We start from the raw sequence: 22,530 nt of genomic DNA on the forward strand, positions 1-22,530 counted from the left end.
TCACATCAACTGGCGCCACATGATGCGGCTGAACTCGCACCGGGTGCTGCCGACAACCGACGTTATCCCATCCGAGCCGGGCAGCAGGTAATACTCGTCACCACAAGGTGGCGGCAACGGGCAATCATCGCCCTCACAATCGCACGGCTCACCTTCGGTGCATTCCGGCGGATCGGGCGGCCGTCGCACCAGGTTGAGCCTGCCGGGCAGACCAATATCAAGGTCCATGCCAGCAGTGGGCTCATCGTTGCCATCGACTAGCCGATCGTTGTTCGTATCGAGGGTTGCGCTCGGCAGCATGCCGCCGGAATAGATGTCCAGCACCATCAACCAGCCGTCGCCGCTGGTCAGGCACGGATCCCCACCGGTATCGCGGATAAGACCGGTAGTGAATATCACTCGACTGCCCTGGGTGATGACGTCCTGGGTTACCCGCTCGCCGGTGGCGTTTGCCGCATGGATCAACGGTAGCATCCAGCCGCTCTGGGTAGCCCAGTCGACGCGCCCTTGACTGACCGAACGAAAGCTTTGCCCAGCGTGGCGCTCCTCGCTGGCGATGCGCTGCTCCAGCAGATCCTCGGGAGACAGGCCTCCGGCACCGGCAGGCCGATCCCATACGGCGTAAAACGCCTGTACCGATCGATCCGAGAGATCCGTACCTTCCATGAACTTGCCGGTGCCGAACAGGACCAGCTGGCCGCCCTGCGGGTGCGCGACTGTCTGAGGTTGGACGGTGATAGGCTGGCCCGGCGCGGCAGAGAATAGTGGCTCCCCGGCCAGGCCAACGTGCCAGTCATCGAGACTGCCGGACAGCTCGAAGCGCCAGAGCTGGCCCTTGAGGTCCCCTGCGTAGGCGGCAAGCAGGTTGCCGCCGGCATCGGTGATCACGTGCGGTGTCGACAAGCCATTGTCTCCGGCTTCGCCGACTTCAATGCGCCTGAGCTGCGCGCCGGTAAGCGCATCGAGTACATGGAGCACCGCTTGTCCGCGGGCACTGCCGTACCCGTTGCCGGTGATCACGACGGCACGGCCGTCAACCAGTGCAACGACAGGTTGGGCGTAGGTGAACCCCAGGTCTTCCCATCCTTCGTCGGCAGCGTTGACCTCCCATAGCGCTCCGATCGCCTGATCGCCGCGGATCTGATCGAACAGGCGAAGACCGAACAGCCCCTTGCCGCCTGCACCCATGCCGCCAACCGCCAGACTCGCCCAGCCCTCGCCGACCGGTACATCGGCCAGGCGAATAGGGCCGTCCATACCCGATTCGTGTGACGCACCAAAATCCGGGCGCGCCCGCTCACCCAGATGCCGATGCATTGCTGCGGGGAGAAAGGCGTAGCGATGCCTGCCGTCTGCCGCACCGATGACGTGGACCATGCCGTCGTTCGCTCCGGTGACCAGCGACGCAGTCATTTCACGACGCTTCACCGACAGGTACGCGGCGTAGCCGGGTGCATTCCGGCTGGCCAAGGCGTCTTCAGTCCCAGCCAGCACCAGCGGCGCGGCAATGATGTCACCAAGTAGTACATCCCGAGGGCGCAAATCCGATACAGCGACGCCGCGCGTCCAGTCGAGCAGCCGCTGCGCGGCGTCCGCTCCTTGCAGGCCGGCAAGTGTGGCTTCCTGATCGAGCACGGCTTGCTGCTGCTCCGGCAGCTGGCCGTAGGTGTCGGCATTCAACGACACGGCCCCTGCGCGACGTGGACCGTCGGCACGGCGCCAGGTTTGGTACAGGCCGGCGCGGTGTCGCTCCGTTATCGTCTGATCGGTACTCCAGAGTCGCTGACTGACTTGCCCGCTTTCGTTCAGATGGTAAGCCTCAACGGCTCCGCTCCATCCCTCGGGATCGTAAAGAGTGCGATAGAAGACGGCACCGTCGCTGAGTTCTGCCGCGCTGCTCACGCCCCCACCACCGGAGCCGGCAGATGCATTGATCTCCTCCAGAGCCCCCGACAGCGCTGCGTTCAGCTCCTGGCGATTGCTCGCGGTGTAGTAACTGCCGTTGCCGGCCTGAGCTACGCTGCGCAACCTTGGATCATCCAGCGCGAAACCGACGGTAAAGGTGCGCATGTTCTGAATCGGAAACCGCGGGTCATCGAAGCTGACGCCTGCACGGTCTACTGTGTCCGCATGGCCAGCCGCGCTGCGCAGGTCGGTGCCGAGGGCGAAGGCGGCCATATCGTCCAGATAGAAGGTACTGCCCTCCTCCGAAACATCATCGCCGTTGGCGTCGCCCTCGAGGTTGCCATCCCAGTCCGGCAGGTTGAACGCGCCGGCGACTGCGGGGTTGTCGCCATCCGGATCGAGGGCGATTGCGCCGGGAAACTGGCTGTCATAGGTGGGCAGCCCGTCCGTCAGGACCAAGCCGAAGTTTCGTTGGCAACGATAGTCTATGGGGCTGCGATACTGCTCGCGGTTCGCCTCGGCTATCGACTGCGGATAGAAGGCGCGCAGCCCGCGCATGTATCGGGTGATCTCGTAGTACGACTCGGCAAGCGGGGTGTAGGTGAAGTTGCCGGAGTCGCTCGGCGCAACCGCGTCAAGCGCCGCCTGGATGCGAGCGAAACGCTCCTCGCTGCCGGCCTCTCCCGGTGCGATCGAGCCGACCTCTACCGCCAGCTCTCCCCCCGGCGCATCGCGACGGCTGCCCGAGCCCAGCGTGTCGCGAAACAGGAATAATCCGAAGCGCACGTTGCGGTTGCTGGAAATCGCATCCTGTGCAGCCTGCCTGGCGACGTCCAGCCGGGTTCGATCCGAGCCCTGCACCCGATTGAGCACCATGCTGGATGAGTTGTCGAACAGCATGACAACGTTCGGGGCCACCGCCGGGCTCGACAGGACCGGACCGCTCAGCGGAGCGAACGCCTGCGTCGCACTGCTGCAGGCAAGTGTCAGGGCAGCTCCTGCCAACCGGCCCGTCCAGCTCCGAAGCCGGGCCCTGCGCCGTTCAGATGATGGTAAGAACATGCACAGCCTCCAGAACAGTGCGGTTGGTGCCACGAAAGCTGACCGCGACGATGCGATACAACTGACCGGGAGCCTGGCTGCGTGTGTTCGCCGGAGCCAGAGCCTGACCGAGCGCGGTAATCCGATACCAGACGTTCATCTGGTTGGTGTCCCGGCCAGGCGCCACCGCAATCCATCCGCTGCCCGGCGAGGCCAGATGATCGATGTCCAACGCGCCGGCCTCGATAGCACACTGCTCTGCCCGGCACGGCGGCCCCACGTTCTGAGGTGCGCCGATCAAGGCCTGTTCGGCAATCCGCAGTCCGGCCTCGGCAGCCTGAAAACTGTCGTTCCGAAACTTCGCATTACCGGCCATGCGCTCCTGGCTGGACGAGGCCTTGATGCCGGCGACGCTACTGAGGGTCAGCAACAGGAGCAGCATCAGGCTGATGATCAGTGCTGCGCCGTGCTGGTGGGCGGGTGGAGCATGTCGTTTCATCGAGCGTTCCTTGCCTGGCTTAGGGGGTACGGTTACGCAGTGTGGTGACCAGCGAGTAGGTCGCGGCCTGCACGCTGCCTGCATCGGGATCCGAGGGGTTGTCACTGAGCTGCAGGGCAAGTCGCACGCTGCGGATGCGGTCGAAGTTCGCCGGATCCACCGACGAAACGTAGCCACCACTGACGTGCGGCTCCTCGCTTGAACCGGCCATCGCGAAGGACACGTCCAGGCCGACCACCCCGTCGATCAGCGTTTCGCGGTTCCCCGCGCCGTTGATCCGGGCACGGATGGCATGGTTGTGCAGCGAATACTCCAGTTGCCTTATCGGAATGAGGATGTCCCCCGGGCCAACCGGCACATCGGCTGTACCTATCCGAAGGTTGTCTGCGGTGCGGCAGTCGGTCACGATCAGCCAGCGCGCCCCGAAGTCGCTGGCGTTGCGCGTCGTCGGGCTGGAGATCGTCTGGGCATGCGGCACGGCGGTGAGCAGCGTGAGCGTGGCGTCTTCGTAGGCGATGGGTCGTGAAAAGGCGTCTGGCACCGTGGCTGCAACTGGAGCGGGCAGCCGGTTCAGGTCAAGGCAGCCGAACAGATTGACCATGCGCAGCTCGCGAGCCATGCGACCAAGCAGAAATCGCGCGTTTTCCTGCATAGCCGCAGCGCTCTGCTGCACCACGAAGCCCTGCTTGGCGCCGACGAAGATCTGCGTCACGCCCAGGATGAGGATGAGCCCGAGCGCCAGGGCGATTATCAGCTCGACCAGCCCGAATCCACGCTGGCTGGCTCGCAGTGCGGTGCTCACGGTTCGGCCCTCACCTGCGAGGACACAACGAACGCGGTATCGGACTGCCCTGCCTGGATGCGCGACTCCGACCAACTTACCGTGACGGTGGCGCGGTTACCGTCGACAGCAATGCTCCCACGTCCGCCAGGCAACTGGCAGCCGACTGCCGTGGCGAAGTCATGACGATCCTGAGCAAGAATATCGGCACCGGGCTGCGCAGCACTGCAGCCCACCACGCTAAACCCGGCATAGGCGGCGAGATCATCGGCGTTTGCACGCATCCGATCCAGCATGTCGTAGGCGATGAAGCTTGCCTGGGTGGTGTGTGCGGCGCTGGCGTTGTAACGCAACGCCGAGAGCTGCAGCTGCGCTGCGCCGAGGACGCCGATAGCGAGTACCAGAACCGCGATGAGGACTTCCAGCAGGCTGACGCCAAGCTGGTCATGGGCGGCAGGCGACGATGTGACTCGAAGCATGTGGCTCTTCCGTGAGTCAGCGATTGAAGCAGCCGACTACGCAACAGCTACGTTTTCCTTGGGGGTCGAAGCATAAGGACCGACTCCGGTGAGCACATCACCCGAACGGGTGATGTGCGCCGAACTGTGAACCAGGCCCTCAACTGACCACGCGGCAGGGCGCCGCCCGAGCGAAGCCCTCCAGATTCTCCGCGAGCTGAGCGACGATGGCCTGTCGCGCTTCGCGACTGCCCCAGGCACTGTGAGGGGTTACGATGAGGTTGGGAACATCAGCGTCGAGCAGTGGGTTGCCGTTGCGCGGCGGCTCCTCGCTCAGCACGTCGCTGGCAGCCCCGGCCAGATGGCCGCGACGCAAACTTTCCAACAGCGCCGCTTCATCCACGAGACCACCGCGTGCGGCATTGATCAGAAAGCTGCCCGGCTTCATCAGCGCCATCTGCCGGGCTCCGATCAGGCCCCGCGTTGTCTCGGTGAGCGGGCAATGCAGACTGAGGAAATCGATCTGCGGCAGCAACGCGTCAAGCGATGGCCGTCCGGCTCGTTCACGGCCCGGCAGCGCGCCAACAATCACTCGCATGTCGAAGGCTTCGGCCCGCCGCGCAACCGCCTGACCTAGCTCTCCATAGCCCAGAATGCCCAGGGTCCGGCCGGCCAGCTCGCCGATCGGATAGTCGAGCAGACAGAACTGGCTGCTGCGTTGCCAGGCACCGTCGCGTACCGCCTGACGATACGATTCGAAGCGGGTGACCAATACCAGCATGAGCATCAGCGTATGCTGCGCCACCGCCGAGGTGCCGTACGCCTGGCAATTGCACACTGTGATGCCGCGCCGTCGAGCGGCATCCAGATCCACATTGTTGGTGCCGGTCGCGGCGATCAGGATCAGCTTGAGCTGCGGGCAGGCCTGCATCGCAGCGTCATCGATCACCACCTTGTTGGTGATCGCCACCTGATGCTCGCCCAGATGTTCCAGGAGCTGCTCCGCAGCGGTCGTGGCGAACCGTTCGAAGCGCGACGACGCGGCGCCGAGCGGGGACAGATCGAGATCGTCGCGATCAAGCGTTGATAGATCAAGGAATACCGCTGAAAGCCTGTTTGTCATGGTGACTGTACCTGTCTCGCCAATGTCAGGCCGATTAGAATGGTTGCTTTGCCCGGAGCCGTCCATGTATCTGCAGGAATTTCTTCTGGTTGCGCTGGTTCATCTTCTGGCCGTGATGAGCCCCGGGCCGGACTTTGCCGTGGTGATCCGCAACAGCGTGAGTCTGGGGCGGCACACCGGCCTGATGACGGCGGTGGGCGTTGGCTGCGGGATCCTGATCCATGTCGGTTATTCGCTGCTGGGCATCGGTCTCATCGTTTCGCAGTCGATATGGCTGTTCAATCTGATGAAATGGCTGGCTGCAGCCTACCTGCTGTATATCGGTGTACGGGCACTCCGTTCGCGACCGCAGGAACCGGAAGCCCATAGCCAAGGCGCGCCGCAACTGAGCTCCGGCCGGGCTTTCGTGCAGGGTTTCATCACCAATGGGCTGAACCCGAAAGCGACGCTGTTTTTCCTGTCACTGTTCACCGTGGTGATTTCCCATGACACACCGCTGTCGGTGCAGGCCGGCTATGGTCTCTATCTGGCCGTGGCCACCGGTATCTGGTTCTGTCTGGTCGCGATGCTTTTCAGTCATCAGCGGGTCCGGGATGCCTTCGGGCGGATGGGGCACTGGTTCGACCGAGCCATGGGGACAGTGCTGATAGGGTTGGGTCTGCATCTGGCCCTGTCGCAGTGGACAGGGCGCAGCGATCCGGCTATCTGACAATACCTAGAGGGCGACCGGCTCGCTCCGGCACCATTGCGCCAGCGTCTGGATCCACTGCGGATGGTCGTTCAGACAGGGGATCAGCACCAACTCTTCGCCGCCGGCCTCGATGAACTGTTCACGAGCCCGGTCCCCGATTTCCTCCAGCGTCTCGATGCAGTCGGTCACGAACGCCGGGCACATCACCAGCAGGCGCTTGACCCCCTGCGCTGCCAGCTCGTCGATCCTCGCCTCGGTGTAGGGCTCTATCCACTTCGCCCGTCCCAGCCGGGATTGGAACGCCTGCGACCAGCGTCCCGCCTCCAGCCCCATGCGCGACGCAAAGGCTCTGGATACTGCCGTGCATTGAGCGCGATAGCAGGTGGCATGGGCAACCGATGGCCTCTCACAGCAGTCGGGATAATTCAAACAGTGACTGCCGGTCGGGTCGGCCTTGCGCAAGTGCCGCTCAGGCAGGCCGTGATAGCTCATCAACAGGTGGTCGAAGGGCTGCTCGAAGTGGGGCCTGGCGCTGGTGACGAGCGCGTCCATGTAGCTTTCGCGGTCGTAGAATGCCGGGATGACGGTCAGCGTGACCTTGAGACGATGCTGCGCGATGACGCGCTCGGCCTCGCGTATCGAGGTCGTAATGGTGCTGTCGGCGTGCTGCGGATACTGTGGAATGAACAGGATCTCCTCCACTCCTGGCGTCGCCGCCAGCGCGAGGATCCCGCGCTCGATCGATGGCTGGCCATAGCGCATGGCAAGCTCTACCGGCATATCGAGTTTCGCCTGCAGCGCCTGCTGCACCCGCCGACTCAGCACTACCAGTGGCGAGCCTTCGTCCCACCAGATCGAGGCGTAGGCTTCTGCTGATTGCTTTGGCCGCGTCGCGAGGATCAGGCTTACCAGTAGCCGACGAGCCGGCCACGGCAAGTCGATCACGTACGGGTCCATCAGGAACTGGTTCAGATATCGGCGTACATCTGCCACGCTGGTGCTGGCAGGGGAGCCAAGGTTGACCAGTAGAACCCCACGTGCGGACATGTACAACCTCTCTCATGCAATCAATGTGTCGAGTCGAGTACGTCGCGCAGCGCCGTTTCGAGCTCGGTGAATCGGAAAGTGTATCCGCTTTCCAATGCCTTGCGGGGTATCGCGTTCTGTCCGCCAAGCAGCAGCTGGGCCATCTCCCCGAGGCCGAGCTTGAGCGCCAGTGACGGCAACGGCAGCAGTGCCGGGCGATTCAGCGCCGCGCCCAGCGTCTTCGCAAACTCTCGATTGGTGACCGGCTGCGGTGCCGTGGCATTGAAGGGCCCGCGACACTGCTGGTTTGCCAACAGGTGGCGAATCACCCCGACTTCGTCCCGCAGGTGAATCCATGGCATGTACTGCCGGCCCGGACCTATCGGACCGCCGAGGCCAAGGCGAAAAGGCGGCAGCATCTTTTGCAGAAAGCCACCGCCTGGCGCCAAGACCAGCCCGGTGCGCACCTGGCATACGCGGATGCCATGGGCGGCGGCACGCTGCGCCGCGGTTTCCCAGGCGTCGCACAGTGTATGCGTGTAGCTCGATCGGGCCGGATGGGTTTCATCGACTGTCGCGTCGCCGGTGTCGCCATACCAACCCACCGCTGAGCCGCTTATCAGCACAGAGGGCTTGCGCGGCAGCTCTCCCAACCACGCCACGAGCTGTTCGGTGAGGGTCACCCGACTGGCCCATAACGCCGCCTTGCGCTCGGCTGTCCATCGCCCGTCAGCTATGGGCGCACCGGCAAGATTGACCACCGCGTCCGGTGTATCGCCATCCAGCTCCGACAGGGCCCCGACTCCGCGGACCTCTGCGCCGCACAGCGCAGCGACTCGATCAGGGCGTCGGGACAGAACACTGACACGGCAGTCATCGGCGAGCAGACTGCCACACAGCGAACGGCCGATCAGGCCGGTACCTCCGGTCAACAAAACGTGCATGCTGGACTCCTTGCTTGCGACGGAACGAACGCGCTCTCGCCGATAACCTAACAGCCCGGCCGCTGCGAAACTTGAAGTCATGTCGCAGATCGGCAATGCTATACACAATTATTTATATGTACAACTCGCGTATAAATCCAATCGATTGATCGGAATTCCTATGAAATCGCTACGCATCGGCATCATTGGTGCTGGTCTCGCCGGGATCAGCGCAGCACGGGCACTCGCGTCCAGAGCCCATACCGTGACGCTGTTCGACAAGAGTCGCGGCAGCGGCGGACGCATGAGCAGCAAGCGCACCGAAGCGGGTGAACTGGACATGGGCGCGCAGTACTTCACCGCGCGCGACCCGCGCTTTCGCCGCGAACTGCAGCGCTGGCTCGACGCCGGATGGGCTGCCGAGTGGACACCCAGCCTGTATAGATACGACGAACAAGGATTAACCGCGTCGCCAGACGAGCAACGGCGCTACGTCGGCGTGCCGCGGATGACCGGGTTGTCGCGTCAGCTGCTCGAGGGGCTGACCTTCAACAGTGGGGTGCGGATCACTGACCTGCAACGCGACGACGAAGCACTCTGGCACCTGCAGGACGAACATGACCGCAGATATGGACCGTTCGACCGCATACTGCTCGCCGTCCCCGCTCCACAAGCCGTCACGTTACTGCACGATGCGCCGTCACTAGCCCAGGCCGCCGCTCAGGTGCGGGTAGCCCCCTGCTGGACGCTGGCCCTGTCGTTTGCCGAACCATTGGCAATCGACATGGACGCCTGCTTCGTCCGCACGGGCCCCCTCGACTGGATTTCTCGCCATCTCAGCAAACCCCAGCGCTTCGGCGCAGACAGCTGGATCATCCAGTCGAACGCAGCGTGGGCCGCGCAACATGAGAATGCCGACCCCGCGTTTGTCCGCGAGACATTGACCGGCGCCTTTGCCGAGGTCGTCGATACACCCCTGCCGGCGCCGAGTCAGAGCCTCGTTCACCGATGGCTTTATGCTCGCTCGGTATCACCCTGTGACTGGGGCGCGCTGGCGGCCCCGGATCTGGGGCTTTACGTGTGCGGCGACTGGTGCCTGTCCGGGCGCATCGAAGGTGCATGGCTGAGCGGATTGCAGGCGGCCGACAGTGTCGTCTGAGCGCCCGCCCCTCACGCAGATCAACCCGACGAAACTGCTCCACTCGAAGTGGACTGCGGTGATCCCTGCCAATCGGGAGCGCCACTTCATGGTCGTCAAGCTGCACCGAGACGAGCTGGAGCGAATCGTCGAAGTGGATCTCGAAGCTGTCATCACCGGCAGGACCCAGCGGATGGACTGGCAGACCCTGCGCGATCGGACTGTCTGGCGAACCGGCTGGCTCTAGGCGATCGAGGTACTTGTACAAATACGCCGCTCGTGTAGACTTTTATTGTACACGTACACCGTTTTGTATAAGCGAGGTGATCATGAGCTGCTCCACGCCAGTGCGCATTCCGATCGGTATCAGCGATTGCCTGACTGGCAGCCCGGTTCGCTTCAACGCCGGCCACAAGCATTCCGCGTTATGTACCGAGCAACTGGGGCAGTGGTTCGATCTGGTGCCTTTCTGCCCGGAAGTGGCCATCGGCCTCGGTACACCGCGCCAGCCGATACGGCTGGTAGGCGATCCGACGTCGCCTCGGGCGCTCGGTACGCGCGACCCTTCGCTGGATATCACGTCCCAGTTGCTCGGGTATGGGGAGGCCGTCGCAGCGGCGCACCCGGAGCTATGCGGCTTCATTCTCATGCAGAAATCACCCAGCTGCGGCATGGAGCGTGTCAAGGTGTATCAGGACAACGGTCAACCGGCACCGCTGACCGGCAGCGGCCTTTTCGCTCAAGCGCTGATGCGCACCAATCCGCACCTGCCGGTGGAGGAAGAGGGTCGCCTGAACGATCCGGTACTACGCGAAAACTTCATCACCCGCGTCATGGTGACCAGCGCCTGGAAGCAGTTGCAGTCAACCGGGCTGAGCCGCTCGCAATTGATAGATTTCCACGCCCGCCACAAGTATCTGCTGCTGGCCCACAATCCGGCCGCGTACCGGCGGCTCGGTCGGATGCTTGCCAATCTGTCCGAAGCCGATCTTGAACAGCTCGCCGGAGACTACTTCGCCGACCTGATCATCTCGTTGAAGAGCAAGGCAAGCCGCCGCTCGCACAGTAACGTGCTTGAGCACATAGCGGGGCATTTCAAGCGTTCGCTGGCCGGGCATGAGAAGTCCGAGCTGCGCAGCCTGATCGAGCAGTACCGTCTGGGCATGGTACCGCTCGTGGTGCCGATCACGCTGCTCAAACACCATCTGATGAATCATCCGGACGCCTATCTGGGCCGGCAGGCCTATCTGCAGCCCTACCCGGCCGAATTGAGCCTGCGCAATGCGATCTAGGGCTGACCGATGAGCATCGCCGCTGCGGAACTGCTCCCGATACGCGAAGTGGCACGGCTCACCGGCGTCACGGCCGTCACGCTGCGGGCTTGGGAGAGGCGTTACGGACTGATCCAGCCGCACCGCACGCCGAAGGGGCACCGCCTGTATACAGCGGACAATGTCGAGCAGATCCAGACCATCGTCGCCTGGCTGGGACGCGGCGTTGCAGTAGGTCAGGTCCGTGAGCTGATGAGCAGGCCGGCAGCCCAGGACAGCGCAGGCGACTCTCCCTGGAGCGAATGGCGTCAGAGCCTGGTCAACGCATTGATCGCGTTCGATTCCCAGCGCGCCGATCTGATCTACAACACGGCCATGAGTGGCTACTCGGTACAGCAGAGCTGCGAGCGGCTGCTCGAGCCGACTATTGCGGCACTTGAGCAGCGGTGGACCGGTCAGTTCGGCGACGAGCTGGAAAAGGCGTTCGTCTGTACCTGGCTGCGCGGCCGACTGGCCTCCCGGGTGTATCAGAACAACTGCCAGCAACATCGCCATGCGCTGCTGATGGTTAATCTTTCCAACGACTCGCGCCAGCCTGGCATGTGGCTGCTGGCGATGCTGCTGAGCCACGGCGGGCGACATATGGAGCTGCTCGACTGGTGCGTACCCGCCGCCGAACTGACCCTCATCAGTGAACGACGCGATCTGCAGGCTCTGATCCTGTATGGCAGCCATGCATTGACCAGCGAGCAACTTCGCCGCGAACTGCCATCCTTGATGCAACAGACCAACCTCGCGGTGTATTTCGCCGGGCCCGCTTCGCTCATACATCACCGTGAACTGGAAGCCCTCGGTATAGAGCCCGTGCCGGAAGCGCCCTGTTCCGCCTACGCCTGTATCGTCAAGGATCTTCGGAGTGCCTGATGAGCGTTAACCTATGCTGGCTGCGCAACGATCTGCGCATTCATGACAACACCGCCCTATGGCACGCCAGCCAGAACGGGGCAGTCGTTGCGGTCTATCTGATCACTCCGGGCACCTGGGCCGAACACGACGAAGCTGCGGTCAAGGTCGACTTCTGGCTGCGCAATCTCGTCGAACTTGGCCGCGCGCTGGAAGCCTTGAATATCCCGCTCAAGCTGGTCGAGGTCGATCACTGGCGCGACGCGCCTCAGGCGCTGTTGAACGTTGCCCGGGACGTGGACGCGACGGGGATGTTCTTCAACGACGAATACGGGATACATGAGCAGCGACGGGATCAAGCGGTCGCCGAGGAGTTTCGGAGCGCAGGCCTGGCGTGCCAACGCTTTGTCGACAATACGCTGTTCGAGCCCGGCACTCTGCTCACCCAATCCGGGAGCATGTACAAGGTATACAGCCAGTTTCGCAAGCAGGCTTACGCCAACCTGCACCGTGCGCTGCCCCAATGCCTGCCTGCGCCCAGCCGTCAGGGAACGCTTGCGGTGACACGGGATACGCCACCCGAGAAAGTCGCGGGGTTCGAGCAGGTCACCGCGACCATTCAACAGATATGGCCGGCCGGCGAACGGGCGGCGTCGGATCGCCTGGATCTGTTCGTTGCCGATATCCTCGAAGACTATCAGGACACCCGCGACCGACCGGATCTGGACGGCACCAGCCGCCTGTCGCCCTATCTGGCAAGCGGGATCATCTCGGTCCGGCAGTGTCTGCATGCCGCAATCGGCGCCAATCGTGGCGAATTCGACTCAGGCAATACCGGCGCGGTCGGCTGGATCAACGAACTGCTCTGGCGCGAGTTCTACAGGCATATCCTCGTCTGCTACCCGCACGTGTCCCGTGGCAAGGCGTTCCGCAGCGAATACCAGGATTTTCGGTGGCGCACCGAGCCGGATGCCCTGCGCGCCTGGCAGACCGGCAATACCGGCATTCCCATCGTCGATGCCGCCATGCGACAGATGCTTGCCACTGGCTGGATGCACAATCGCCTGCGCATGATCACCGCCATGTTCCTGACCAAGAATCTGCTGATCAACTGGCAGGACGGTGAGCGCTGGTTCATGCGGCATCTGATAGATGGCGACTTCGCATCGAACAACGGCGGCTGGCAATGGAGCGCCTCGACGGGCACCGACTCGGCACCGTATTTCCGGGTCTTCAATCCGATGTCCCAGGCTGAAAAGTTTGACCCGGACGCCGGTTTCATTCGCGAGTGGGTGCCTGAACTACGCAGCCTGTCGCCACGCGAGATCCATCGGCCGCTGTCGAGCTCGCAGCTGGCGGAGCTGGGCTATCCGGAGCCGATCGTCGATCTCAAGGCCAGCCGCCAGCGTGCCATCGAAGCCTTTCGCGGAGGCTGAAGGCTGCGCAGCGTCCGGAGCAGCGTTGATTTATCATGCACCTGACAAGGAGGCAACATAATGGACCTCTGCAACGAGGATAGATAAATGCCGGCGAAGACGATTGCCAACGCGCTGCTGTTTCAGATTGGCTGGTTCGCCTGTCTGCTCGGCGGAACATCCTGGTGGCTTCTGGTGCCAGTGGCGATATTGGTGGTGCATTTCACCTGGATCAGCGCCTGGCGCGACGAGGGCAAGCTGGTGATTACCGTCATGCTCGCTGGCAGCGCCGTGGACAGCTTTCTTCTGCAGATGCGCGTTTTCCAGCTACCCGGCGACCCGGAACTGATTCCCCTCTGGTGGCTGGCAGCCTGGGCGCTGTTCGGCACGATGCTCAATCACTGTCTGATCTGGGCCCGTCGGACCTGGTGGCTCGGCTCTGCGGCAGGCGCAGTCGCTGGTACGTTCGCCTACTGGGTAGGCGCCCAGTTGACAGACCTTCGCTTCGGTTTGGATGGCTCGATGACGCTGGTGATCGTTGCGCTTGCATGGGCGATTCTGCTTCCGATGCTACACGGCTTCGCGCGCATGTATCGCCAGCAGCAGAAGCTCAGAACAGGACAGGATCAGCAGGACGTCCGGTAAAGCATTGACGATTCTGCCGACCCTGACGGTTTCTGCGGGTCAGATGGGCAGCCGGTAGAACAGGCTGGCGTTTTCTATACCCTGATTGGGTTCCTTGAGCCCGGCATTGGAGTAATGGTAGATGCGCACCCCCAGTTCCGAGCCGCCGGAGAAACGCAGTCCGGCGCCGAGGCGATCCTCGAAATGGAAGCGCGAGCCCAGATCCGGGTCGCCATTGTTGATGCTGCTGCGGGTGAAGTAGGCCGCGCCAATCCCAAGCTCGAGATAGGGCGTCACCGCGCCTCCCTGCCCGAACTCCAGACGCAATACCGGCGACACGCCGACGCTGGTGGTATCCAGTCCGCTCCAGCGCACCACACCGGCGTCCCAGTAGCCACCCAGGCGCACATTTTGCGACTGCGTCTGCCACAGCGTGGTGCCAAAATCGAATTGAGCAGCGAGCCGGTAGGTGTCCGTTGACTCCGAACTGCGACCTACCTCGAGTGAGATGCCGTCAACCGCGTGAGCCAGGGGGGTGAAACTCAAAGCCACTAACGTACAACCGAGAAACAGACCGCGTTTATTCATGAAGTGTTTTCCTTGCGTCACAATTCCTGCCGGGTCGCCCCGCACTCCTAAAAAGACAACTGCAACACCGCTGCGTTCCCACGCCACAGTGCAGGAAGCGCCTGTTCCAGCGCCTTCGGCTCGCCGCTGGACCAGAAGCGGGTTTGCGCTGCCGGACCCTGCGAGAGCAGATCACGCTGCGCAAGGCGGGCCGCCAACTGACGAGCCACTGCAGCGCCGGTATCAATGATCGAGGTTCCTTCGGGGACGACGGTTTCCAGAATCGGTCGCACGAAAGGGTAATGAGTGCAACCGAGGATGATCGTATCGCATCCGGCTTCGATCAACGGGGCGGAAAATTCGCGCAGCATGGCGGTAACGCGCGGCCCGCTCAGCTCGCCGGCTTCGATCAGCTCCACCAGACCGGGGCAGGGCTGGGTATACACCCTGACCGACCCCGCAAAACGGTCGAGCAATGCCGCGAAGCGGGCACTCTGCAGCGTTCCGGTCGTGGCCAGAACGCCAACCGCACCGCTGCGAGTCGCCGCAGCCGCAGGCTTCACCGCCGGCTCCATGCCAACGATAGGCACGCTGAACTGTTCGCGCAGCTCCGCCACAGCGGCGGCCGTTGCGGTATTACACGCCACCACGACCGCCTTGGCACCTTGATCGAGCAGAAAGCCGGTAATGGCCCTGCTGCGCTCGCGTATATGGTCAGCGGACTTTTCTCCGTAAGGGACATGCCCGCTATCGGCGACGTACAGCAGCGATTCGTTCGGCAGCAGACGCTCGATCTCCCGCAGGACCGAGAGACCGCCTACACCCGAATCGAATATCCCGATCGATGCGTTACTCATCGCCGCCCCGCTGAGCACAAACCGTGCACGCCGGATCACGCCGCAGCCGCATTTCCCTGAAGCGCGAGTCCAGCGCATCGATCAGCAGCAGGCGGCCGATCAGGGGTTCGCCGAAACCGACGATCAACTTGATCGCCTCCAGCGCCTGCAGGCTGCCGACGACACCGACCAGCGGCCCGAGCACCCCCGCCTCGCTACAACTGAGCGTGGACTCATCGCCGGTGCCATAAAGACACTGATAGCAGGGCGAGGCGTCACGGCGCGGATCGAATACGCTCAGTTGCCCTTCCAGGCGGATGGCCGCACCCGACACCAGTGGTTTGCCGAGGGCGAAGCAGGCACGATTGACCGCCTGACGGGTGGCGAAATTGTCGGAGCAATCCAGCACCAGATCCGCCGAAGCGACCGCCTCGTCCAGACGCTCGCCCTCCAGCGCATGCGCAAGCCGTATCAGCTGCGTCTGTGGGTTGAGCGCTGCGATGCCCCGTGCCGCCGAGTCGACCTTGCTGGTGCCGATGCCGCCGACCTGATGAATGATCTGCCGCTGCAGGTTGCTCAGGTCAACCTCATCCGGATCGGCCAACAGCAGCGTACCCACCCCGGCCGCAGCCAGGTACAGCGCCACCGGGGCACCCAGGCCACCCAATCCGACAATCAGCACCCGGGCCCGCAGCAATGCCTGCTGCCCCTCGACATCGACCTGCTTGAGCAGTATCTGTCGACTGTAGCGAAGCAACTGGTCGTCACGCATGCCACGATCCTCCGGTTACGCGGATATGATCGCCGAGGTCGCGATGGCCCTGAACATCAACAAAGCCGCGGGCAGAGAGCAAATCGGCCACGGCCTGGGGCTGGTCCCAGCCATGCTCCAGCATCAGCCACCCCGGCCGGGCGAGGTACGCCGGTGCTCGAGCCACGATCAGACGGATATCGTCCAGGCCATCCGCCCCGCTTACCAGCGCCGAGACGGGCTCGAAACGGACGTCGCCCTGCGTCAGATGCTGATCGTGCTCGGCAATGTACGGCGGATTGGACACGATCAGGTCGAACCTCGCCGATGGATCAACGGCAGCGAACCAGTCGCCAAGCAGAAATTCAACGTTGCCCGCACCAATGCGTTCTGCGTTGTGCCGCGCAAGCTGCACCGCTTCCGGGACCCGGTCACAGCCGGTTACCTGCCAGCCAGGCCGTTCACCCGCCAGCGCCAAGGCGATGGCCCCCGTACCGGTACCCAGATCGAGCACCCGGGCGCGCTCCGGCAACGGCAGCGAGAGTGCCGCTTCGACCAATGTCTCGGTATCGGCCCGCGGTATCAGCGTCGCGCTTGATACCTGCAGGTCGAGACTCCAGAAGCCCTGCCGGCCCAGCAGATAGGCGACCGGCTCACCGGTCCTGCGCCGCGCCAGCATCTGCTGGAAGGCCGTCATCTGGTCCGGCGTGAGAACATGCTCGGGCCAGGTGCGCAGAAAGCTCCGCGGCTTGCCCAGAACGTGGGCAAGCAGCAGTTCCGCATCCAGGCGCGGACTGGGCGAGCCAGCCAGATCCACCTGTGCGAGCACGCCGGCCACGGTGGCGTTCATCCCTGGTCCAGAGCCGCCAGCTGGTCGGCCTGATATTCACGCAGCAAGGGTTCGACCACGTTGTCCAGGTCGCCCTGCACGATCTGATCCAGACTGTACAGCGTCAGGTTGATGCGGTGATCGGTCAGGCGTCCCTGCGGGAAGTTGTAGGTCCGGATTCGTTCGGAGCGATCACCCGAGCCCACCAGCTGGCGGCGGGCATCGGAGATCTCCTTTTCCTGAGCATCGCGCTGGCGACTGACCAGCTTGGACTGCAACAGGCTCATGGCCTTGGAACGGTTCTTGTGCTGCGACCGCTCCTCCTGACACTCGACCACGATGCCGGTAGGCAGGTGCGTCAGGCGGATCGCCGAGTCGGTCTTGTTCACGTGCTGCCCACCGGCGCCGGAGGAGCGATAGGTGTCGACGCGCAGATCGGCCGGATTGATTTCAACCGCCGCCTGCTCGTCCATTTCCGGCAACACTGCCACCGTACAGGCCGAGGTATGAATGCGGCCCTGCGACTCGGTCTCGGGTACGCGCTGGACGCGATGGGCGCCAGACTCGAACTTGAGCTTGCCGTATACCGACTGCCCTTCGACACGGGCGATGATTTCCTTGTAGCCGCCGTGCTCGCCTTCGTTTTCCGACAGTACTTCGACACGCCAGCCCTGACGTTCGGCATAGCGCGAGTACATGCGAAACAGATCGCCGGCAAAGATGGCCGCCTCGTCGCCGCCGGTTCCGGCACGCACTTCGAGAAACACGTTGCGCTCGTCGTTCGGGTCGCGGGGCAGCAACAGCCGGTTGAGCTCGACTTCCAGCTCCGCCAGCCGCTCGCCCGACTCGCGAACGTCTTCTTCAGCCATCTCGCGCATGTCCGGATCGCTGTCCTTGAGCAGACTGCGAGCCTCTGTAAGGTTGGACTCCACCTTGCGCCACGCTTCATAACACTGGACGGTCGGCTCGAGGTCGGCATATTCCTTGGAATAGGCACGGAAGCGGGTCTGATCACTGATCACTTCGGCGTCGCTCAGCAGAGCAGCGAGTTCCTCGAAGCGTTCGCTAAGGGTGTCCAGACGGTTGAGCAGGGATGCCTTCATGATTTGCCTTGTACGGAATGCGAGTCTTCGTCCAGGGCGAACAGCTCCTGGGCCAGCGTCAGCGCCTCGGCGCGCCCTTCAGCACTCATCTGCTTGAGCTGGACACTGGGGTCGTGAAGCAGTTTGTTGGTCAGCGCACGGGCCATCTCGGCCAGCACGAGTTGCGGATCGGCACCCTTCTCCAGTCGCGCCTGAGCCTTGGCCAGCTCCTGGTCGCGCAGATGCTCGGCCTTCTGCCGGTACCGCCGCAGCACATCGACCGCAGCCAGCGCACGCAGCCGCTGCATGAACTCGTCGGTGCCCAGATCGATCAGGCGTTCGGCCGCTTGCGCAGCGCCCTGTCGCGAGCGCAGGTTCTCTTCGATCACCTCGTGCAGGTCATCGACACTGTACAAATAGACGTCACTAAGACTGCCGACCTCGGGCTCGATATCCCGCGGAACGGCAATGTCGACCATGAACATGGGACTGTGCTTGCGCGTCTTCAGCGCCCGCTCCACCGCACCCTTGCCCAGGATGGGCAGCGGACTGGCCGTCGAGCTGATGATGATGTCGCACTGCGCCAGCACATCCGGAATCTGGTTGAGCAGGATCGCCCGCCCCCCCAGTGGCTCGCTCAGAAGCTCGGCGCGCTCCAGCGTGCGATTGGCGACAATGATTGTCTTCACGCCCTGCTCATACAGATGCCGGGCGACCAGCGCGATGGTCTCCCCTGCGCCAATCAGCAGCGCGGTACTGCGCCGCAGATCGGAAAAGATCTGGCGCGCCAGGCTCACCGCGGCAAAGGCAACGGACACGGGATTCTCGCCAATCGCGGTATCGGTACGGACCTGCTTGGCCGTGTTGAAGGTACTCTGAAACAGGCGGTCCAGGTAAGGGCCGAGGGTTCCGGCGGTACGCGCCGACTGCCAGGCGTCCTTCATCTGCCCAAGTATCTGCGGCTCGCCCAGCACCATCGAATCGAGGCCTGCGGCGACCCGCATCATATGGCGAACGGCGCCGGCGTCGCGGTGCAGATAGCTGCACCGCGCCAACTCGTCCACGGTCATACCATGAAAGCGGGCGACCCATTCCACGAGCGCGTCGGCATCGGGATGATCCTGCGAGAGGTAGATTTCGGTACGATTGCAGGTGGAAAGAATCGCCACCTCCTGCGTAAGGGTCTCTTCGCGCAGCTGCTGCAGGGCGTCGGCAAGCTGATCGGGAGCGAACGCCACCCGTTCGCGCACGTCTACCGCTGCAGTCCTGTGGTTGATGCCGAATGCGAGAAAGCCCATGGCGCCTCATTTACCCGACGACGCGGGTGGGGAAACATGCAATTGTCCTATGTAAGCCGATGGCGATCAATTCCCCGCTTGCCGCCGGTGGGTTTGCGACACATCCTGTGTCATCATCATTGTCCGCCAGACATCGACCGGGTAAGCATGAACCAATCGCTCAAAGCCCCCCTGAAACTGACCCTTCTAGCCGCGTTGCTGGCCAGCCTCGTCGGCTGCGCCCACCTGGGCAGCCAAGCGGAACCGACCGCTCCGGCCGAACCGGTGGTCGAAGCTCCGGCAGCACCGGAAGAGGCCGAAGAAATCGTCTACGGCCAGTTCACCAAGGACAGCCTGTTCGCCCTGCTGACCGCGGAGATCGCCGGTCAGCGCAACCGCTTCGATGTGGCGCTTGTCAACTATCTCGATCAGGCCCGCACTACCCGTGACGCTGGCGTCATCGCCCGCGCCATGCAGGTGGCAGAATTTCTCGGCGCTCACGAGCAGGCGCTGGAGATGGCGCTGCTCTGGGTAGAGGTGGCACCCAACGACTCGGAGGCGCTACGTGCCGGAGCGCTGCAGTTGGCACGGGCGGGTGAGCATTCGCAAGCCATGCAGCTCATGCAGCGGGTGCTCGACCTGCACGGTGAGACCAACTTCGATTTCCTCGCCCTTGCCGCGGCGCAGACCGACGCGAAGACGCGCCAGTCGATGCTGCAATCGCTGGAGGGGCTGCGCCAGCAGCATCCGGACAATGCTCAGCTGACGTTCTCGACCGCGCTGCTGTTGCAACAGGAGGGCCGTAAGGAAGAAGCTCTCAAGCTCCTTCAGGCGCTGCCGGACAGCGCCGCGAGTCAGCCGACAATCATGCTGCAGGCTCGCCTGCTGGCCGATCAGGGCCTGACCGAGAAGGCCATCGAATCGTTGCAGGAGGGACTGCGCAACTTCCCCGACGACACCCGCATGCGCCTGCTGATGGCACGGCTGCTCGTCGCAGAAGACAACATGGACGCTGCCGCGACCCAGTTCGCCGCCCTGGTACAGCAGAACCCCGATGACGCCGAACTGCTTCTGACGCTCGGCCTGGTCAACCTGGAAAACGACGACCCGCAGGCGGCCATCGACTATCTGCAGCGCGCGGAACAGGTCAGCCCGGGCAACAGCGTCGCGCGCTACCATCTGGGCCTGGCCCATCAGGCGGCCGGCGATGATGAGCAGGCGATTGAGGCCTGGCGCAGCGTCGGGCCCGGCAACGAATTTCTCACCTCGCGCCTGCAGCTGGCACAGGCGCTGGCCAAACAGGGCCGTACCGAGGAGCTGGGCGAGATCATGACAGCGGACCGCAACGTCTACCCGCAGCACGCCCTACCGCTCTACCTGCTGGAAGTCGAGGCGTTGACGGCCGTCGATATCAGACTGGCGATACAACGCATCGATGAGGCGCTACAGGCCTTCGACGGCCACAGCGATCTGCTGTACACCCGCGCGATGCTGCACGAGCAGCAAGGCGACCATGCGGCTTTCGAAAGCGACCTGCGCACCATTATTGCCGACGACCCGGACAACGCCATGGCGCTGAACGCGCTGGGCTATACGCTGGCGGACCGTAACGAACGTCTGGACGAGGCACTGGCGCTGATCGAACGCGCGCACGCCATCGACTCCGACGACCCGGCGATCATCGACAGTCTCGGCTGGGTCCACTACCGACTGGGCAATCTCGAGCGTGCCGAAGCCTACCTGCGCCAGGCCTACAAGGCGATGCCTGATCAGGAAGTCGCGGCGCACCTGGGCGAGGTACTCTGGCAACAGGGAAACCGGCGCGAAGCAGTGAAGCTTTGGGAAGAAGCTGCCCAGCGCAGCGATGATGACAGCCTGATCCGCGCCACCCGTGAACGTCTGGAACAACGTTGATATGCATGGTCTTCGTATTCTCATCATCATGCTGCTTGCGGCTCTGACCACCGCCTGCAGCAGCTTTCATCAGCGCGAGACTCTGGAGTTCGGCGGTGACCCTGCGGCCTGGCGCAGCCACCGGCAGGCCGTCGAGCCCCTCGACACCTGGGTTCTGCAGGGCAAGCTCGGGCTGCGCTCCGAGCAGGAGTCGGGCAGCGGAACATTGTGGTGGCAGCAGGCGGACCGGACCTACGACATACGGCTGTCCGGCCCACTCGGTCGAGGCGCAACGCGTATCCAGGGGGAACCTTCCGGCGTCACCCTGGAAATGGCTGGCCGGCCGCCCTATCGGGCCGAATCGGCCGAGGATCTGCTCGAGCAACAGATCGGCTGGCGGTTGCCGGTGGAACATCTGCTGTGGTGGGTGCGCGGGCTCCCGGACCCGGACCGTCCCAGCCGACTGCAGCTGGACGCCGACAGCCGGGCCGCGCGGATTGCCCAGGCCGGCTGGACAGTCGAATACAGCCGCTATCAGCAGGTGGGCGACGTCCAGTTGCCGCAACGACTGCAACTCGCCGGGCACGACATCCTCCTGACACTGGTCATTACCAACTGGCGACCTGAGGCGCAGCCGTGAGCGCACCATCACTGAGCCTGCCGGCGCCGGCGAAGCTGAACCTGTTCCTGCATGTCACCGGCCGCCGACCGGACGGCTATCACACGCTGCAGACTCTGTTTCAGTTTCTTGACCACGGCGATACGCTTGATTTTTCCCGGCGTGACGACAACCGGATTCACCTGCTGGACGACCTGCCAGGCGTCCCACCGGAAAGCAATCTGATCGTCCGCGCGGCACGACTGCTACAGGAAGCAAGCGGCACTAACTACGGCGCCGACATCAGGCTTCACAAACGACTGCCCATGGGTGGCGGCATCGGTGGCGGCAGCTCCGATGCCGCCACCGCCCTGCTTGGCCTTGACCGCCTCTGGCAGACCGGGCTCGGCGTCGACGAGCTCGCCGAACTGGGCCTGTCGCTCGGGGCCGATGTGCCAGTGTTCGTTCGTGGCAGGGCTGCGTGGGCCGAAGGCGTTGGCGAGCAGCTCAGCCCGGTGGAACTCGATGAACCCTGGTACCTGGTGGTGGTGCCACCCTGCCAGGTCAGCACCGCCGAGATTTTTTCGGATCAAAGGTTGACGCGTGACACCCCGCCCATTACATTAGCGGCCTTCCGTGAGCACGGTGGTCGGAATGACTGCTTGCCGGTTGTTACAGCGCGTTACCCTGCAATACGTAACACGTTGATCTTGCTAAACAAATATTGTGAGGCTAAGATGACCGGGACTGGCAGTTGCTTGTTTGGGGCCTTCCCAAACGAATGCGAAGCTGATAAAGTTCGCGCCCGGTTGCCAGCCACACTGCAAACCTTTGTTGCAAAGGGTTGTAACAGATCACCGTTACACCTGGCGTTAGACAGAGCGGCGTAAGAAGCGGAT

General features: G+C 63.4%; 23 protein-coding genes. 10 read left to right on the top strand and 13 right to left on the bottom strand.

The window, feature by feature from the left end; all coding sequences use genetic code 11:
- The 5 genes from KEM63_RS14100 to KEM63_RS14120 form a co-directional block, all read right to left on the bottom strand.
- Positions 1-2,910 (bottom strand): PilC/PilY family type IV pilus protein, encoded by a 2,910-nt coding sequence (locus tag KEM63_RS14100; protein ID WP_223652722.1) that lies wholly within the window; start codon positions 2,908-2,910, stop codon positions 1-3.
- A gap of 37 nt (positions 2,911-2,947) precedes the next feature.
- Entirely contained in the window at positions 2,948-3,445 is a 498-nt protein-coding gene (locus KEM63_RS14105) for a pilus assembly PilX family protein (RefSeq protein WP_223652724.1), read from the bottom strand.
- A 19-nt stretch (positions 3,446-3,464) separates the two neighbouring features.
- Positions 3,465-4,247, bottom strand: a complete 783-nt coding sequence (locus tag KEM63_RS14110; RefSeq protein WP_223652725.1) for a PilW family protein — start codon at positions 4,245-4,247, stop codon at positions 3,465-3,467.
- The gene (pilV, locus tag KEM63_RS14115; protein WP_223652727.1) at positions 4,244-4,705 is read right to left on the bottom strand and encodes a type IV pilus modification protein PilV; all 462 of its coding nucleotides are present in this window, start codon (positions 4,703-4,705) and stop codon (positions 4,244-4,246) included. The genes KEM63_RS14110 and pilV overlap by 4 nt, the downstream gene beginning before the upstream one ends.
- A gap of 139 nt (positions 4,706-4,844) precedes the next feature.
- Positions 4,845-5,807, bottom strand: a complete 963-nt coding sequence (locus tag KEM63_RS14120) for a 2-hydroxyacid dehydrogenase (RefSeq protein WP_223652736.1) — start codon at positions 5,805-5,807, stop codon at positions 4,845-4,847.
- 64 nt (positions 5,808-5,871) lie between these two features.
- Here KEM63_RS14120 and KEM63_RS14125 point away from each other — a divergent pair, with 64 nt between their 5' ends.
- Positions 5,872-6,516: a LysE family transporter gene (locus tag KEM63_RS14125; protein WP_223652738.1), complete on the top strand. Its 645-nt coding sequence runs from the start codon at positions 5,872-5,874 to the stop codon at positions 6,514-6,516.
- 6 nt (positions 6,517-6,522) lie between these two features.
- Here KEM63_RS14125 and hemH read toward each other — a convergent pair whose 3' ends face one another.
- On the bottom strand, positions 6,523-7,545 hold the full coding sequence (gene hemH, locus KEM63_RS14130) for a ferrochelatase (RefSeq protein WP_223652741.1): 1,023 nt from the start codon (positions 7,543-7,545) through the stop codon (positions 6,523-6,525).
- A gap of 20 nt (positions 7,546-7,565) precedes the next feature.
- Positions 7,566-8,468 carry a TIGR01777 family oxidoreductase gene (locus KEM63_RS14135; protein ID WP_223652742.1) on the bottom strand — a complete coding sequence of 301 codons (903 nt, stop codon included), beginning with the start codon at positions 8,466-8,468 and terminating at the stop codon, positions 7,566-7,568.
- Positions 8,469-8,628: 160 nt separating this feature from the next.
- On the opposite strand from KEM63_RS14135, the gene KEM63_RS14140 reads away from it, so the two are divergent.
- From KEM63_RS14140 to KEM63_RS14165, 6 genes are all read left to right on the top strand, one after another.
- The gene (locus tag KEM63_RS14140; RefSeq protein WP_223652744.1) at positions 8,629-9,606 is read left to right on the top strand and encodes an NAD(P)/FAD-dependent oxidoreductase; all 978 of its coding nucleotides are present in this window, start codon (positions 8,629-8,631) and stop codon (positions 9,604-9,606) included.
- Positions 9,596-9,832, top strand: a complete 237-nt coding sequence (locus KEM63_RS14145; protein ID WP_223652746.1) for a TIGR02450 family Trp-rich protein — start codon at positions 9,596-9,598, stop codon at positions 9,830-9,832. The genes KEM63_RS14140 and KEM63_RS14145 overlap by 11 nt, the downstream gene beginning before the upstream one ends.
- An 82-nt stretch (positions 9,833-9,914) precedes the next feature.
- Positions 9,915-10,877, top strand: a complete 963-nt coding sequence (locus tag KEM63_RS14150) for a YbgA family protein (protein WP_223652748.1) — start codon at positions 9,915-9,917, stop codon at positions 10,875-10,877.
- 9 nt (positions 10,878-10,886) lie between these two features.
- Positions 10,887-11,780 (top strand): MerR family transcriptional regulator, encoded by an 894-nt coding sequence (locus KEM63_RS14155; protein WP_223652749.1) that lies wholly within the window; start codon positions 10,887-10,889, stop codon positions 11,778-11,780.
- Positions 11,780-13,195 carry a deoxyribodipyrimidine photo-lyase gene (gene phrB / locus KEM63_RS14160; RefSeq protein ID WP_223652750.1) on the top strand — a complete coding sequence of 472 codons (1,416 nt, stop codon included), beginning with the start codon at positions 11,780-11,782 and terminating at the stop codon, positions 13,193-13,195. Before KEM63_RS14155 ends, phrB begins: the two co-directional genes overlap by 1 nt.
- Positions 13,196-13,282: 87 nt before the next feature.
- The gene (locus tag KEM63_RS14165) at positions 13,283-13,819 is read left to right on the top strand and encodes a DUF2878 domain-containing protein (protein ID WP_223652751.1); all 537 of its coding nucleotides are present in this window, start codon (positions 13,283-13,285) and stop codon (positions 13,817-13,819) included.
- Between the two features lie 39 nt (positions 13,820-13,858).
- On the opposite strand, the gene KEM63_RS14170 is transcribed toward KEM63_RS14165, so the two are convergent.
- Genes KEM63_RS14170 through hemA form a run of 6 tightly spaced genes read right to left on the bottom strand, consistent with a single transcriptional unit; the run spans position 13,859 to position 19,161 of the window.
- Complete coding sequence (locus KEM63_RS14170; protein ID WP_223652752.1) at positions 13,859-14,386, bottom strand: acyloxyacyl hydrolase; 528 nt, start codon at positions 14,384-14,386, stop codon at positions 13,859-13,861.
- Positions 14,387-14,433: 47 nt separating this feature from the next.
- The gene (gene murI / locus KEM63_RS14175; protein WP_223652753.1) at positions 14,434-15,222 is read right to left on the bottom strand and encodes a glutamate racemase; all 789 of its coding nucleotides are present in this window, start codon (positions 15,220-15,222) and stop codon (positions 14,434-14,436) included.
- Positions 15,215-15,973: a molybdopterin-synthase adenylyltransferase MoeB gene (locus tag KEM63_RS14180; protein WP_223652754.1), complete on the bottom strand. Its 759-nt coding sequence runs from the start codon at positions 15,971-15,973 to the stop codon at positions 15,215-15,217. Before KEM63_RS14180 ends, murI begins: the two co-directional genes overlap by 8 nt.
- Positions 15,966-16,802 (bottom strand): peptide chain release factor N(5)-glutamine methyltransferase, encoded by an 837-nt coding sequence (gene prmC / locus KEM63_RS14185; protein ID WP_223652755.1) that lies wholly within the window; start codon positions 16,800-16,802, stop codon positions 15,966-15,968. Before prmC ends, KEM63_RS14180 begins: the two co-directional genes overlap by 8 nt.
- Entirely contained in the window at positions 16,799-17,884 is a 1,086-nt protein-coding gene (prfA, locus tag KEM63_RS14190; RefSeq protein WP_223652757.1) for a peptide chain release factor 1, read from the bottom strand. The genes prmC and prfA overlap by 4 nt, the downstream gene beginning before the upstream one ends.
- Entirely contained in the window at positions 17,881-19,161 is a 1,281-nt protein-coding gene (hemA, locus tag KEM63_RS14195; protein WP_223652759.1) for a glutamyl-tRNA reductase, read from the bottom strand. The genes prfA and hemA overlap by 4 nt, the downstream gene beginning before the upstream one ends.
- A 147-nt stretch (positions 19,162-19,308) precedes the next feature.
- On the opposite strand from hemA, the gene KEM63_RS14200 reads away from it, so the two are divergent.
- From KEM63_RS14200 to ispE, 3 genes are read left to right on the top strand one after another with little or no spacing between them, the layout of a single operon-like run.
- Positions 19,309-21,054, top strand: coding sequence for a tetratricopeptide repeat protein (locus KEM63_RS14200; protein WP_223652761.1), 1,746 nt, complete (start codon positions 19,309-19,311; stop codon positions 21,052-21,054).
- A 1-nt stretch (position 21,055) separates the two neighbouring features.
- The gene (gene lolB, locus KEM63_RS14205) at positions 21,056-21,673 is read left to right on the top strand and encodes a lipoprotein insertase outer membrane protein LolB (protein ID WP_223652763.1); all 618 of its coding nucleotides are present in this window, start codon (positions 21,056-21,058) and stop codon (positions 21,671-21,673) included.
- On the top strand, positions 21,670-22,521 hold the full coding sequence (ispE, locus tag KEM63_RS14210; RefSeq protein WP_223652765.1) for a 4-(cytidine 5'-diphospho)-2-C-methyl-D-erythritol kinase: 852 nt from the start codon (positions 21,670-21,672) through the stop codon (positions 22,519-22,521). The genes lolB and ispE overlap by 4 nt, the downstream gene beginning before the upstream one ends.
- Positions 22,522-22,530 lie beyond the last annotated feature (9 nt).

Source organism: Halopseudomonas nanhaiensis, from assembly GCF_020025155.1.
GTDB classification, from domain to species: Bacteria; Pseudomonadota; Gammaproteobacteria; order Pseudomonadales; family Pseudomonadaceae; genus Halopseudomonas; species Halopseudomonas nanhaiensis.

Bases quoted from the DNA above. Each gene is read 5' to 3' on its own strand.
- KEM63_RS14140 (WP_223652744.1), top strand. From the start codon at position 8,629: ATGAAATCGCTACGCATCGGCATCATTGGTGCTGGTCTCGCCGGGATC.
- KEM63_RS14155 (WP_223652749.1), top strand. From the start codon at position 10,887: ATGAGCATCGCCGCTGCGGAACTGCTCCCGATACGCGAAGTGGCACGG.
- phrB (WP_223652750.1), top strand. From the start codon at position 11,780: ATGAGCGTTAACCTATGCTGGCTGCGCAACGATCTGCGCATTCATGAC.
- KEM63_RS14105 (WP_223652724.1), bottom strand. From the start codon at position 3,445: ATGAAACGACATGCTCCACCCGCCCACCAGCACGGCGCAGCACTGATC.
- KEM63_RS14120 (WP_223652736.1), bottom strand. From the start codon at position 5,807: ATGACAAACAGGCTTTCAGCGGTATTCCTTGATCTATCAACGCTTGAT.
- KEM63_RS14165 (WP_223652751.1), top strand. From the start codon at position 13,283: ATGCCGGCGAAGACGATTGCCAACGCGCTGCTGTTTCAGATTGGCTGG.
- hemH (WP_223652741.1), bottom strand. From the start codon at position 7,545: ATGTCCGCACGTGGGGTTCTACTGGTCAACCTTGGCTCCCCTGCCAGC.
- KEM63_RS14125 (WP_223652738.1), top strand. From the start codon at position 5,872: ATGTATCTGCAGGAATTTCTTCTGGTTGCGCTGGTTCATCTTCTGGCC.
- prfA (WP_223652757.1), bottom strand. From the start codon at position 17,884: ATGAAGGCATCCCTGCTCAACCGTCTGGACACCCTTAGCGAACGCTTC.
- hemA (WP_223652759.1), bottom strand. From the start codon at position 19,161: ATGGGCTTTCTCGCATTCGGCATCAACCACAGGACTGCAGCGGTAGAC.
- KEM63_RS14135 (WP_223652742.1), bottom strand. From the start codon at position 8,468: ATGCACGTTTTGTTGACCGGAGGTACCGGCCTGATCGGCCGTTCGCTG.
- murI (WP_223652753.1), bottom strand. From the start codon at position 15,222: ATGAGTAACGCATCGATCGGGATATTCGATTCGGGTGTAGGCGGTCTC.
- KEM63_RS14180 (WP_223652754.1), bottom strand. From the start codon at position 15,973: ATGCGTGACGACCAGTTGCTTCGCTACAGTCGACAGATACTGCTCAAG.
- pilV (WP_223652727.1), bottom strand. From the start codon at position 4,705: ATGCTTCGAGTCACATCGTCGCCTGCCGCCCATGACCAGCTTGGCGTC.
- KEM63_RS14200 (WP_223652761.1), top strand. From the start codon at position 19,309: ATGAACCAATCGCTCAAAGCCCCCCTGAAACTGACCCTTCTAGCCGCG.
- KEM63_RS14150 (WP_223652748.1), top strand. From the start codon at position 9,915: ATGAGCTGCTCCACGCCAGTGCGCATTCCGATCGGTATCAGCGATTGC.
- lolB (WP_223652763.1), top strand. From the start codon at position 21,056: ATGCATGGTCTTCGTATTCTCATCATCATGCTGCTTGCGGCTCTGACC.
- prmC (WP_223652755.1), bottom strand. From the start codon at position 16,802: ATGAACGCCACCGTGGCCGGCGTGCTCGCACAGGTGGATCTGGCTGGC.
- KEM63_RS14170 (WP_223652752.1), bottom strand. From the start codon at position 14,386: ATGAATAAACGCGGTCTGTTTCTCGGTTGTACGTTAGTGGCTTTGAGT.